10 protein-coding genes are annotated in these 13,244 nt (G+C 44.7%); 7 read left to right on the plus strand and 3 right to left on the minus strand.

All coding sequences use genetic code 11. From position 1 onward, the window contains the following. Window positions 1–113 precede the first annotated feature (113 nt). Window positions 114–1,313 carry an NO-inducible flavohemoprotein gene (hmpA, locus tag J0K78_RS08900; RefSeq protein WP_206946712.1) on the plus strand — a complete coding sequence of 400 codons (1,200 nt, stop codon included), beginning with the start codon at window positions 114–116 and terminating at the stop codon, window positions 1,311–1,313. A gap of 151 nt (window positions 1,314–1,464) precedes the next feature. Here the strand turns inward: hmpA and J0K78_RS08905 are convergent, their stop codons facing one another. Then, window positions 1,465–2,094: a YczE/YyaS/YitT family protein gene (locus J0K78_RS08905; protein WP_206946359.1), complete on the minus strand. Its 630-nt coding sequence runs from the start codon at window positions 2,092–2,094 to the stop codon at window positions 1,465–1,467. A gap of 121 nt (window positions 2,095–2,215) precedes the next feature. Further along, the gene (locus J0K78_RS08910; protein WP_370551110.1) at window positions 2,216–3,877 is read right to left on the minus strand and encodes a peptide ABC transporter substrate-binding protein; all 1,662 of its coding nucleotides are present in this window, start codon (window positions 3,875–3,877) and stop codon (window positions 2,216–2,218) included. A 271-nt stretch (window positions 3,878–4,148) separates the two neighbouring features. On the opposite strand from J0K78_RS08910, the gene J0K78_RS08915 reads away from it, so the two are divergent. From J0K78_RS08915 to J0K78_RS08925, 3 genes are all read left to right on the plus strand, one after another. Next, complete coding sequence (locus J0K78_RS08915; protein WP_206946361.1) at window positions 4,149–5,309, plus strand: pyridoxal-phosphate-dependent aminotransferase family protein; 1,161 nt, start codon at window positions 4,149–4,151, stop codon at window positions 5,307–5,309. A gap of 2 nt (window positions 5,310–5,311) precedes the next feature. Next, window positions 5,312–6,895 (plus strand): phosphoglycerate dehydrogenase, encoded by a 1,584-nt coding sequence (gene serA / locus J0K78_RS08920; protein ID WP_206946362.1) that lies wholly within the window; start codon window positions 5,312–5,314, stop codon window positions 6,893–6,895. A 206-nt stretch (window positions 6,896–7,101) separates the two neighbouring features. Next, window positions 7,102–8,619, plus strand: a complete 1,518-nt coding sequence (locus tag J0K78_RS08925) for an AbgT family transporter (RefSeq protein ID WP_206946363.1) — start codon at window positions 7,102–7,104, stop codon at window positions 8,617–8,619. Between the two features lie 151 nt (window positions 8,620–8,770). On the opposite strand, the gene J0K78_RS08930 is transcribed toward J0K78_RS08925, so the two are convergent. Continuing rightward, the gene (locus J0K78_RS08930; protein WP_206946364.1) at window positions 8,771–9,586 is read right to left on the minus strand and encodes a histidinol-phosphatase HisJ family protein; all 816 of its coding nucleotides are present in this window, start codon (window positions 9,584–9,586) and stop codon (window positions 8,771–8,773) included. A 163-nt stretch (window positions 9,587–9,749) separates the two neighbouring features. On the opposite strand from J0K78_RS08930, the gene J0K78_RS08935 reads away from it, so the two are divergent. From J0K78_RS08935 to rplI, 3 genes are read left to right on the plus strand one after another with little or no spacing between them, the layout of a single operon-like run. After that, complete coding sequence (locus J0K78_RS08935) at window positions 9,750–10,694, plus strand: YybS family protein (protein ID WP_206946365.1); 945 nt, start codon at window positions 9,750–9,752, stop codon at window positions 10,692–10,694. A 33-nt stretch (window positions 10,695–10,727) separates the two neighbouring features. Then, window positions 10,728–12,701, plus strand: coding sequence for a DHH family phosphoesterase (locus J0K78_RS08940; protein ID WP_206946366.1), 1,974 nt, complete (start codon window positions 10,728–10,730; stop codon window positions 12,699–12,701). Next, on the plus strand, window positions 12,698–13,144 hold the full coding sequence (rplI, locus tag J0K78_RS08945; protein ID WP_160910521.1) for a 50S ribosomal protein L9: 447 nt from the start codon (window positions 12,698–12,700) through the stop codon (window positions 13,142–13,144). Before J0K78_RS08940 ends, rplI begins: the two co-directional genes overlap by 4 nt. Window positions 13,145–13,244 lie beyond the last annotated feature (100 nt).

A 13,244-nucleotide genomic window follows, 5' to 3' on the forward strand; every position in this document is an offset into this window, starting at 1 on the left:
AAAGATGTATTTTGAATATTGCTTTTATAAGGGTGAACTCTCTATAATAAAGATGTATATAAAATACACCAATTAAAAAGGGGTTTTAAAGTATGTCTACAAAGGCGACTGAAATTCTCGATCAACAAACGATAAAGACGATTAAATCAACCGTGCCTGTATTAGCAGAACATGGGGAAGCGATTACGACTCACTTTTACAAACGGATGTTTGAAAATCATCCAGAGCTGAAGAACATATTCAATCAGACACACCAGCGGGCGGGAGATCAGCCAAAAGCACTTGCGAATACCGTCTACGCTGCAGCACAATACATTGATCAACTGGAAGTTATTCTGCCGCGTGTTAAACAAATTGCAGAAAAGCATCGTAGCTTAAATGTGAAACCTGAACATTACCCGATTGTAGGAGAATACTTATTAAAAGCCATCAAAGAGGTTCTTGGGGACGCGGCCACTGATGATATTATTGAAGCATGGGGGAAAGCATACGGAGTCATTGCGGATGCTTTTATAGGAGTAGAGAAAGATTTGTACGAGGAAGCAGAACAGCAAAAAGGCGGATGGACTGGATACCGCTTATTTGATGTGGTGGATAAGGTTAAAGAGAGTGATGAGATTACTTCTTTCTACCTGGAACCTAAGGATGGTAAGGCTCTAGCTGATTACAAACCTGGACAGTATTTAACCATCAGGGCAGAAATTACAGGGGAAACCTATACGCACCTAAGGCAGTACAGCCTTTCTGATGCCCCGGGAAAATCATATTACAGAATTAGTGTTAAAAAAGAGCAAGGACTCTTGGACCATCCTGATGGCAAGGTTTCTTCCTGGCTGCATGATCAAGTGAACCCTGGGGATTCAATCCCTGTCAGTGCCCCTGCAGGCGACTTTTGCTTGGATAACCATACGGAACGTCCGCTCGTTTTAATTAGTGGCGGTGTCGGTCTCACTCCTTTGATGAGCATGTGGAAATATGCAGAGAAGGTTCAGCCGGATCGTGAGGTTCGTTTTATCCACGCGGCTAGAAATGGACGCGTCCATGCATTTAAAGAGGAAATGGAAGAGTCAAAACCAGGGATGACTCATCTCATATATGAAAAGCCCGAAGATCAAGATCGATTGAAAGGACTGCACACTTCAGAAGGCTATATCACACTTGATTGGCTGAAGACGGTTGCTCCTGAAGACGCAGAATTTTATTTCTGCGGACCGGAAGGATTCATGAAGGCTGTTTATGGCATGTTGAACCGCTGGGGCATTTCTCAAGATCGCATTCATTATGAATTTTTTGGACCTCAAGGCGAGTTATAAAAAAGAAGCGGAATCACCTCGTGATTCCGCTTCTTTTTACTATTGGACAGATGCTCTGCAGGGCAGTATCTATGAGGTGAGCAATCACTCTGGAATTTGGATGGTTCCTCTTCCTCCAGACGATTTATTTCTAGCCCCCTACCCTTTTTGTTTATGAACAGGAAGGGGCTACGGGCTGCAGGTGCCGATCGAATCTGTTGATTTGCGCCATGAACCCTTGGATGATTGGACCACTGAACAGGGTGATTAATACCGTCCCTATGCCGATCGCTCCGCTGAAGAAGAAGGCGAGAATCACAAGAAGGATGCTGATGAGCGCTCGCGAGATGGAAACGTTCCAGCCGGTGAGTTTACTGACCACGAGCATCATACGGTCGAATGGATTCGGGGCGAAATCGGCCTGAAGATTAAGCGCAATACCGAAACCTGCAATGCCCATTCCAAGTACAAGACAGATCAACTGTGTCCAGAATACGTCTGGGTGGATGGTATCACGTACGGTAAAAACCCAAAAATCAATGCCGACTCCTGTTAAAAGAGACGTCGCCAGGGCAAGGAGCTCGGGGCGTCTTTTCTCAGCAATGGCGTTAAATACAATCATGCTGAAACCGACAACGATCTCCCAGCTTCCGATCGTCAAACCGAAAGTCCGGTGCAGACCGACAAGAAGAGCATCAAATGGAGACGTCCCCAGTGCAGACTGGATTGTTAAGGCGATGCCAAGCGTCATGATGATAATGCCTATCATATAATACATCGACCTCACATAGATGCGCTTCATGTCCATCCATCCCTTTCTTTTTTCATATCTTAAGAGACTATATCGCGAATAGAGGGTGGATTTCAAGACTGGCAATGTAAAAAAACGGCAGGGAGATTTCCCTGCCGTTTTATAGACTCGTTTATTCTTCTACATAAGCCCATTTGAATTCGAATTCTGGACCTGTTGCTGTTGTAAAGACACCTTTGATGGATGGACGGAAAAGCTGAGCTTTTGCATCCTGATAGATTGGTGCTACTGCTTGATCTTCTTCGAGTAGCAGCTTTTCAGCTTCTAAGAATGTTTCAAAACGTTTTTCAGGCTCTTGGGCATACTCGCCGTTTGCCTTTTCAATCAACGCATCATATTCTTCACTGGAGTACCCCATATTGTTGTTCTGACCATCTGTAAGGTACATGTTCAGGTATGTGTTCGGATCCACATAGTCTGGTCCCCATGTAGCAGCTTCCATCTCGAATTCGCCTTCGTTGTCACGACGAACACGTTCTTTGAATGGTACTTCCATCAATTTGATAGTTACACCTTCAAGGTTTTCTTCCAGTTGGTTCTTGTAGTATGCAAGGACGTCCTTGGAAGTTCCTGTATCATCACCCAGCAATTCGATTTCAACAGAATCGGTACCCAGTGCTTCCAGGCCTTTCTGCCAATGTTCTTTTGCTTTCTCTACATTATATTCAACCAATGGACCTTGAGCTTCACGGAAGTCCTGGTCACTGTTCGGCATTGATACGAAGTTGGATGGAACGTAGCCTTCCGCCGGTACAGAACCATCGTTCAAGATGACGTCAACGAGGGACTGGCGGTCGATTGCATAGGAAATGGCTTTACGAACGTCTACATTTGCAAGAGCTTCATTATTTTCCTGATTGAACTTGAAGAAGTATAAGTATGGTTTTTCCGCCACGTTGAAAGCATCGCTCGTGCGGTACTGGTCAACGAATTCAGCGTTCAGTTCAGTCTGATCGATTTCACCAGTGTCATAAAGGTTGACCCCTGTAGAAACTTCTTTAATGACTTTTGCATTGATCGTTTCTAATTGTACGGTGTCTGCATCCCAATACGTATCACTTTTCTCAACGGTCCAGCCTTCGCCGTGGTTCCACTCTGTCATTTGGAATGGCCCGTTAGAAATTGTATATTCAGCTTCTGTAGCAAATTTGTCGCCCTGTTCTTCTACATATTTCTCATTCAAAGGCATGAAGGTAATGAATACCGTCATGGACTTGAAGTATGGGACAGGTTTTTCAAGTTCAACGACAAGAGTTTTATCATCTTCTGCAGTGGCACCCAAATCTTCGAGTTCTGCTTCACCGTCACTGATGGCTTGGGCATTTTTAATGATGCCTCCAAGGAAGTAAGGGCCGTACTCAGAGCCAACCTCTGGATCTACCGCTCTTCTCCATGCATATACGAAGTCTTGTGCTGTGACAGGGTCACCGTTGGACCATTCTGCATCACGCAATTTAAAAGTCCATGTAAGTCCATCTTCACTTACTTCGGAGCTTTCTGCCATTCCATCTACAAGCTGACTGTTCTCATCCAGGCGGTAGAGCCCTTCATAAGTTTCTCCAGCCCACTGGAAACCGACCGAATCGGTGATTAAAGATGGATCCATGCTAGGAATCTCACTTTTCGCTGTTACGGTAATCTCTTGATCTCCGGAAGCTTCTCCTTCTTCTGACTGTTCCGTTGTTTCGTCTGAGTTTTCTTCACCTGTGTCTGTTGATGTTTCGCTGTCTCCCCCGCTGCAAGCTGCAAGGAGCAGTGCGAACATCAGTGCCATTAACACTAATAGATGCTTTCTCAAAGTGTATTCCCCCTATTTTTAATTTTCTAAAAATAATTACTTTTTGAATTATACAGATAAAAAAGAAAAAAATCAAAGTCCTTTATTCGATAAAAATAAGAAAAAAACGTCGATAAACGGAATATTCTAATTTAATTGACAATGGTTCTTTCTTTGATAGGATTAGAGAATATCATTGCTTTTCTAAAGCATAAAAGGATCTAAGGAGAAAAGTGAATCGCGGAATATAGAGGAGGTTGAAAGAAGTATGAAACGTGAATGGGATTTGCTGCACACCCCTGGTCCAACGCCGATTCCACCGAGTGTAGAACGGAGCATGAATCAGCCGATGATCGGACACCGTGGTGGAAAAGCCAAGGATTTGATTCATCATATTGCTCCAAGACTAAAGCCGGTGTTCGGGACTTCGGGTGAGGTATTGATCGTTACAGGAAGTGGTACGTCCTCTTTGGAAGCTTCTGTTGTAAATACAACAAAGCCCGGCGATAAAGTAATCGTCGTCGTAGCCGGAGCATTCGGTGATCGATTTGCCCAGATTTGTGAGACGTATGAATTAAATGTGGTACGCATAGAAGTATCGTGGGGAAAAGCGGTAGAAGTTTCCCAAGTGGAAGAAACGCTTCAGAACCACCCGGATACCAAGGCTGTGTTCCTGACACACTGTGAAACATCGACCGGAGTCATGCATCCCGTGGAAAAGGTCGCCGAGCGTGTGAAAAACGTCAGTTCAGCTCTTGTCATCGTCGATGGGGTTTCTTCTATTGGTGGTTCCGAAGTGAAGATGGATCAGTCTGGAATCGATATCTTAGTTTCAGGTTCACAAAAAGCGATGATGCTTCCTGCGGGGCTCGCATTTTTAGCTGTTGGTCATAAGGCTTGGTCTGTCATTGAAGAAAATCCGCGCCCTCGTTTTTACTTAGATTTACGGAAATACCGTCAACAGCTTGAAGGAGGACAAACGCCTTTCACCCCTGCTCTTTCTCTTCTTTTCGGACTCCAGCAGGTCCTTGAATTGTTCGAAGAGGAAGGCTTAGATCGGGTTTTTGAACGGCACCAAACGATGAAGGAAATGACACGGAACGCTTGTCGTGCCTTAAACCTTCCTTTGTTGGTCTCTGATGAGGATGCTTCATCGACCGTAACATCCATTCGACCAGAATCCTTTGAGGCGGAACAACTTCGAAAAGTGGCGAATGAAGAGTTCGGACTTATTTTAGCTGGCGGACAAAAGCATATGAAGGGTGAAATTTTCAGGATTGGACACATGGGATACTCCCGTCCTGCCAATGTTCTTCAATATATAGGTATTCTAGAAATTGTCTTGAAACGTTTAGGTCATGAATTCGAACCGGGAGCGGGTGTCGCAGCTGCGCAAGCCGCCTACCTGGATCGTACAAGGGAGGAATAAAGATGCATCGTGTATTGATTAGTGATCCATTGAGTGAAGATGGAATCAGACCTCTATTAGAGGCGGAAGATATCGAAACTGTTATGAATCCGAACTTATCCCATGAGCAACTGTTGGAGGAAATAGGATCGGCAGAAGCGCTTATCGTAAGAAGTCAGACACAAGTGACTAGGGAAGTCATTGAACACGCTCCTCACTTGAAGATCATCGGCCGTGCAGGTGTAGGGGTGGATAACATCGATCTCGATGCAGCAACGGAAAACGGCGTCATTGTCGTAAATGCTCCAGATGGGAATACGATTTCGACAGCCGAACACACGATGGCGATGCTCATGTCGTTAGCGCGTAACATTCCACAAGCCTATCATCAACTGCAACAAAAACGGTGGGAACGTAAAAAATTCGTTGGGGTGGAGTTGAAAGATAAAGTACTCGGCATTGTCGGGTTCGGCCGTATCGGTCGCGAAGTTGCCCAGCGTGCTAAAGGTCACCGCATGAAAGTGGTTGCCTTCGATCCATTCTTGAATGAAGAAAAAGCAGAAAAAGCAGGAGTTACGCACGGGACTTTAGAGGAAGTGCTCAAACAGGCAGACTTCCTGACTGTTCACACCCCTTTGATTGAAAAAACGAAGCATCTGATCAACGAAGAGGCTATTGCCATGATGAAGACAGGCGCGCGCATTTTAAATTGCGCCCGTGGAGGAATTGTAGAAGAAAATGCACTATTTGAAGCGGTCCAATCAGGAAAAATCGCGGGGGCCGCGCTTGATGTCTTTGAAGAGGAGCCTGCGACAGAGCACCCGTTGTTATCCTTGCCGGAAGTAATTGCCACCCCGCACCTCGGGGCAAGTACAATTGAAGCTCAGGAAAATGTCGCGACAGACGTCAGTTTTGATGTGCTGGAACTATTGCGAGGGGGAACGGTGAAAAATCCGGTTAATCTCCCTTCTGTTTCTTCAGAAATGATGGAGAAGCTCTCCCCTTACTTCAAGCTTTCTGAACGTTTGGGCGTCTTTTTATCAAAAGTGGCAGAAGGTACGCTTGAACGTGTGAATGTCTATTATAGTGGCGAGTTGCTCGAGGTTGATACAATGCCTCTCACACGGATCGCTGTCAAAGGGATCTTGAAACGCCATATTGGTGAACGTGTGAATGATGTTAATGCATTCAAGACAGCTTCAGATAAAGGGATTACGGTGAATGAGCAGAAGTCGACCCAAACGAAAGGTTTCACGAACTTAATTACTGTAGAGATCGAAACCGATCAGGAAAAGCGCAGCCTCGCGGGTACGCTGCTGAATGGTTTAGGTGCACGTATTGTGCAGTTTGATCAGTATTCCATCGACGTAGTTCCAGAGGGGCATCTTGTTGTCATTCGCCACACCGACCAGCCAGGCGCGATTGGCCGCGTGGGAAGTTTACTTGCTGAACATGCGATCAACATCGCAACGATGCAGGTGGGACGTACGAACGAAGGTGGAGAAGCTGTTATGGTGCTTACGGTAGATAGACCGGTAGATGGAGATTGTAATGAAAAGCTTGCTCAAATTGCAGATATTAAGCAAGTGCAGTGTTTGACGATTTAATGGAATTCAAATGGGATCCGCTCATTTAGAGATATGCCTCAATCAATAAAAAGACAAACTTCGACAAGTTTGTCTTTTTATTATGGAACAAAAGCGGTTATATTTTATACTTTTGTAAAACCTGGAACAAAAGCTTTGACTTTGAAACTTTCTCTTGTTAAATTTAATCCCGACTTAATTCATCGACTTTGTAGGGAGGGGATATAATGAAGGAAAACAGAACAGAGATTTCATCTGGTCGCAGGTTTTTATTTCGTATTTTAGATGGCATCGAATGGCTGGGGAATAAGCTTCCATCACCATTGTTGCTGTTTGCTATATTAGCATTTATTGTCGTTATTATTTCTGGGGTATTTGCGGGTGTATCTGTCACGAACCCGACGACAGGGGAAGCTGTAGAGGTGAAAAACCTGTTCAGTCTGAGCGGACTGGACTATATATTTAACAGTGCCGTCGAAAACTTTATCGGGTTTCCACCGCTTGGAGCGGTCCTTGTAACCATGCTCGGTATTGGCCTAGCTGAACAGACAGGCTTGATTAATGCTTCTTTAAAGGGAATTGTCTTTTCCTTTCCTCAAAAATTATTGACGGCTGCTTTAGTTTTTGCCGGAGTTATGTCCAGTGTGGCAGTTAACGCTGGTTATGTGGTACTTCCCCCACTTGGAGCTGTTCTTTTCTTAGGACTTGGGCGACATCCACTTGCTGGACTTGCTGCTGCCTTTGCAGGTGTTTCAGGTGGTTTTGGTGCCAACCTTGCGCTCACCTCTACAGATGCCATTCTTCAGGAGTTGACTGCTGAGGCTACCCGTACGATTGACCCTGCGTATGCAGAAACGATTACGGTCACGATGAACTACTTTTTCGCCGCCGTTTCAGTTGTTCTCATCACGTTTATTGGGACGCTCGTGACTGAGAAAATTGTGGAACCGCGACTTGGTAAGTATGAAGGGGATCAGGAGGGGGACATCGATGCGTTGACTGCTCTTGAGAAAAAAGGAATGCGTCTTGCGGGGATTGGATTCCTGATTACGTTTGCCCTCATGGCATACTTGTCTTTCGGTCCTTTACGTGGGGACGGCGCTTATATCGAATCGCCATTTTTCAGCGCTTTGGTCTTCGTCATCTTCCTATTATTCCTTGTTCCGGGCTTAATTTACGGTATGGTTACGAAAGAAATTACAAGTGACAAAGACCTTACTAAACTGCTCGGAAAAACAATGGCAACCATGAGCGGTTATATTGCTCTTGCGTTTACGGCAGGTCAGTTTATTGCGTATTTCCGTGAAACGAATTTAGGAACGGTCATCGCTTTTCGTGGTGCCGACTTCTTGAACTCTACAGGATTTGATGGCATTGGGCTTATCTTAACGTTCATTGGACTGACGATGGTCGTCAACTTCTTCATTGGAAGTTCTTCAGCTAAATGGACGATTTTAGCTCCTGTGTTCGTTCCCATCATGATGAACCTGGGCTATTCTCCGGAGTTTACAACATTGCTCTATCGAATCGCAGACTCTGTGACAAACATGATCACACCGCTGCTTCTATACTTCCCGGTCATTATCGCGTTCGCTCAGCGCTACGATAAGAAACTAGGGATTGGTACACTCATTTCCATGATGATTCCTTATTCCGTCGCCTTCTTACTCGGCTGGCTGCTGCTATTGCTCGTGTGGGTACTTTTAGGAATCCCTGTAGGACCTGGTGCACCGATTCTATATTAAAAAAAAGCTCAACGTCACACCGACGTTGAGCTTTTTACGTTAACCTTCATTAAAAAGAAAATTGTGTGGACTTCAGTAATTGATTCAAGACGTAATTTTCCCGTTTGATTCATCTTTTTCTTCGAGGCCGAATCGTTTTTTAAAACGGAGATCACCCAATGGGGTGCACCTGGCGTTTTCGGTTGGAGAAGGTATGGACTTCTTTGTATCCGACGGATTTTGCCAGATCAATGGCTTCCTCATAACGGTAACCGATATGGTCCGGTTTGTGGGCATCTGAGCAGAGAACGATTCCAACACCCTCATCTTTACACATTTGCAGAAGCGTCGGATCGGGGTAGAGTTCTCCAACAGGCTTCCGCAAGCCTGCCGTGCTGATTTCTATGCACGTATCTGTTTTTGCGAGAGCTTTTGCTGCGCGTTTGTATTGTTCTTTCAAAAATTCTTCGTCATCTGGGCGGTATCCGAAAACTTTGATGACATCGATATGACCGACAAAATCAAAAAGTCCGGACTCAGCAAGGGTGACGACACGGTCAAAGTATTGCTGATACACGTCTTTCATATCCCGTTTTTCGTACTCATCCCGGTAAATCGCAAGGTCGATGCCCCATTCATCGATCCAGTGGACCGAACCGATCACGTAATCGAAAGGATGGGACGATATGAAGGCTTCCATTTCTTTTTCTTTTCCTGGCATGTAATCCATTTCAATGCCCATTTTGATTGGAAGTTCTGCTTTGTATGCTTCATCAAACATCTTTTGGTAGGTTTTAAAGTCCAGCGTACGACGGTTCTCCACCCATGGGTTGGAGAGAATGTCGCGTGTTTCCTGAAAGAAATACGCATGTTCAGATATGCCTAATTCTTCGATTCCTTCTTCTTTCGCTTTTGTTATGTAGGTTCGTAGATAGTCGACATCAAGGTTTCCGGTTTCCGCCATATGGACGTGGTAATCGGTGCGCATGTGCGTCCCTCCTCTATCGAATTTTATTCATCATAACAAACATTAGAAAAAATCACCAAGAAGAAGCGGATGGAAGCAATTGATACGAGAAGTGTGAGGGGGTGATATGTTAAAATAGGGAGGTTAAGACAAGCGCGATAGAAATAGAGGTGCTTTATCAATCATGAATGACACAAAGAGGTTGACGGAAGGGGCTTTAATGACCGGCCTATATCTGCTATTGTTATTGGTAATCATTTTTGTGCCGGTTATAGGACCACTACTATTATTGATCCTGCCTGTTCCATTTATTTACTATAGTTACCGTCATGGTGGAAAAGCGGGGGGCCTTATGTTTGTGGCCGCGACCATTTTCACACTGTTATTTGCTCCCGTATTTACTGTTTTCACCTTACTTGCCGGAATTGGCGGGCTTTTCTTAGGAATTGCTTTGCACCACAAACGCTCATCCTATGAAGCTCTGGCCATTGGCTCTGTGGGGTTTGTCATCGGTCTTCTAGGAATTCTCCTGGTCACACAGCTCTTCCTTGGCGTTAATTTAATGGAAGAACTGAAAAGTGGGATGAACCAGGGATACGGTACTTTCGAAAGAATTTTCTCAGGACTTCTCGATGGAGAAGAGGTAGAGACGGATTTGGCTGAAATCGGGCAATTGATTGAATTCATTCCCGATATTGTCCCAAGTATATTGGCGATGAGTGGTGTGATGATGGCTTTTGTCAGCCAATGGACGACTTATAAGTTGATCAACCGCATTGAAAATCAGTCCATGGGATTCACAGATTTCAAGAATTTCAAGCTGCCAACATCGATCTTATGGTATTACTTTGTTGCGATGATCTTGAATTATGTCACGATGGATGGAAATGATTTAATTTACTTAGCTGCCGTGAATGTATTCATACTGACGGGAGCACTGATTGTCCTTCAGGGATTCTCTTTCGTCTTTTTCTACGCATGGAAGAAAAAGTGGTCAAAAGCTATACCGATTCTTGTGGTTGTATTTTCTATACTTCTTCCGCAAATCGTCATGTACCTTGTGAGAATAATCGGTATAATTGATATAGGATTTCCAATGAGGGAACGTGTGGAAGAAAAGAAAGAATGATCGCTCTCAAGAAGATGGTAGGAGCTGAATGCAATGCCGAATTTTTTTAAAAAACCAACGATGAGCGGACACTTGTGGATCATATATTTGATCTCTCTCTTTCTGCTTGGCTTCATCTGGTACTATCAATGGATGCTCGGACTGATGATGACGCTGTTTTTAGCTGCGTCCATTTTTTACAGTGTCCGTACTGAACAGAACATGATCAATGAGACAGAAGAATATATATCGACTTTATCCTACAGGGTGAAAAAAGTCGGCGAAGAAGCCTTGTTGGAGATGCCCATCGGAATCGTTCTGTATAGTGAAAATTATATGATCGAGTGGGCAAATCCTTACATGAACAAGTTTACAGAAGAGGATACCATTGTTGGAGAATCTTTAAAACGACTTTCCGATCATCTGATTCCCTGTGTGAAAGATGAGGAAGATGAAGTTTGGATCACAATAGCCGGTTATAAATTTCAGACAATCATCAAAAGGGATGAACGTCTGCTTTACTTGTTCGATCGGACGCAGCAGACGGAGATCCACAACCGTTATGAAAATGAACAGACGGTTCTTTCTATTATTTTTCTTGATAATTATGAAGAAATCACCCAAGGCATGGATGATACGGCCAAAAGCCATATCAACTCACAAGTGACTTCGATTTTGAATAAGTGGGCTGGAGACTATGGCATTTACTTGAAGCGAACGTCTCAAGAACGTTTCATGGCTGTCATGAATCAGAAAATCCTGTACACCTTGGAAAAAGCGAAGTTTGAAATTCTTGATGATGTACGTGAATTGATTACAGACCAGAATGTTCCGTTGACGTTAAGTTTCGGTATTGGTGTCGGCCCTGTCAGCCTTCCGGAACTGGGGGAACTGGCTCAATCAAGTCTTGATCTGGCCCTGGGCCGTGGAGGGGACCAGGTGGCCATCAAGGATGATTCAGGGAAAGTCCGTTTCTATGGTGGAAAAACGAATCCGATGGAAAAACGGACACGGGTACGTGCGCGGGTCATTTCCCACGCTATGAAAGAACTCGTACAGGCAAGTGAAAAAGTCCTGATCATGGGCCACAAATCTCCGGATATGGATTCTGTCGGCGCATCGATCGGTATTTTGAAAATTGCCCAGGCGAACGACAAGAAAGCTGCCATTGTCCTCGATCCGGATGATATTGACACCGGCGTTCAACGCATGGTCGAGGAAATCGAGAAAGACGAAGAGCTCTGGCATTATTTCATTCCGCCAGAGGATGCTTTAGAGATGGTAACGAATGAGACATTGCTTGTCGTTGTGGATACGCACAAGCCATCCATGGTCATCGAGGAGAAGCTTTTATCCAAAACGGAGCATGTCGTTGTGATCGATCACCACAGACGTGCAGAGGAATTCATTGCTGATCCTACCCTTGTTTATATGGAACCATACGCTTCATCAACGGCAGAGCTTGTCACCGAGCTGCTTGAATACCAGCCGAAAAAACTGAAACTGTCGATGCTCGAATCTACTGCCCTGCTCGCAGGTATCATCGTCGATACGAAAAGCTTCACACTTCGTACAGGCTCACGTACGTTCGATGCTGCTTCGTATTTGAGGTCTAAGGGAGCGGATACTGTACAAGTCCAGAAGTTTATGAAAGAAGATTTAGATGTCTATATTCGTAGAAGTAAGCTGATCGAACGGGCCTCTGTTTACAGAGACGGAATTGCGATCTCCACCGGGGACCGTGGAGAAACTTACGGACCTGTCATCATTGCACAGGCAGCAGATACTTTACTGACCATGAGCGGCATCGTTTCTTCCTTTGTCATATCTGAACGGAAGGATGGACGGATCGGTATTAGTGCCCGTTCTCTCGGAGATATTAATGTTCAGGTCATTATGGAAAAGATGAACGGCGGCGGGCATTTGACGAACGCAGCTACGCAGCTTGAAGATACAACGATTGAAGATGCAAAAGCATTGTTGCAAGATATTATTGATGAGTATTTTGAAGGGGGAGACACAGAATGAAAGTAATTTTCAAAGCGGATGTCAAAGGAAAAGGCAAAAAAGGCGAAATTAAAGAAGTGAACGATGGATACGCACGCAACTACCTCCTGAAGAACAATTTGGCGGTAGAAGCGACGAAGGGGAATGTCCAGGCGCAAAAAGCCAAAGATGCCAAAGTCGAGCAGCAAGCACAGGAAGAAGTCGAGGAAGCGAAGCGGTTGAAAGAGACACTGGCGGACCTCGAAGTGAAGCTTGTGGCGAAATCCGGAGATAATGGACGCCTATTCGGTTCCATTACAAGCAAACAAATCGCTGAGCAGTTGAAGAAATCCCACAATATTAAAATCGATAAACGTAAAATCGAGCTTGATGATCCGATCCGGACGTTGGGCTATACGAACGTCCCTGTAAAACTTCATCCAGAAGTAACAGGCACGATCAAAGTCCATGTCGAGGAAAAGTAAGTCCTGAACGATCAAGCGCCCAATCCATTTTATTGGGCGCTTCTGTTTTGTATTTCTGGCTCCCATCCCTCTTTTTCATAACGAGAAGGAAGGATGTATA

It is taken from the genome of Halobacillus sp. GSS1 (genome assembly GCF_017307035.1).
Lineage (GTDB): Bacteria > Bacillota > Bacilli > Bacillales > Halobacillaceae > Halobacillus > Halobacillus litoralis.

What these genes read in the sequence shown, in the direction of transcription:
- J0K78_RS08905 (WP_206946359.1), bottom strand. Translation starts at nt 2,094, where the DNA reads ATGAAGCGCATCTATGTGAGGTCGATGTATTATATGATAGGCATTATC.
- J0K78_RS08935 (WP_206946365.1), top strand. Translation starts at nt 9,750, where the DNA reads ATGAATGACACAAAGAGGTTGACGGAAGGGGCTTTAATGACCGGCCTA.
- J0K78_RS08910 (WP_370551110.1), bottom strand. Translation starts at nt 3,877, where the DNA reads ATGGCACTGATGTTCGCACTGCTCCTTGCAGCTTGCAGCGGGGGAGAC.
- J0K78_RS08930 (WP_206946364.1), bottom strand. Translation starts at nt 9,586, where the DNA reads ATGCGCACCGATTACCACGTCCATATGGCGGAAACCGGAAACCTTGAT.
- rplI (WP_160910521.1), top strand. Translation starts at nt 12,698, where the DNA reads ATGAAAGTAATTTTCAAAGCGGATGTCAAAGGAAAAGGCAAAAAAGGC.
- serA (WP_206946362.1), top strand. Translation starts at nt 5,312, where the DNA reads ATGCATCGTGTATTGATTAGTGATCCATTGAGTGAAGATGGAATCAGA.
- J0K78_RS08915 (WP_206946361.1), top strand. Translation starts at nt 4,149, where the DNA reads ATGAAACGTGAATGGGATTTGCTGCACACCCCTGGTCCAACGCCGATT.
- J0K78_RS08925 (WP_206946363.1), top strand. Translation starts at nt 7,102, where the DNA reads ATGAAGGAAAACAGAACAGAGATTTCATCTGGTCGCAGGTTTTTATTT.
- J0K78_RS08940 (WP_206946366.1), top strand. Translation starts at nt 10,728, where the DNA reads ATGCCGAATTTTTTTAAAAAACCAACGATGAGCGGACACTTGTGGATC.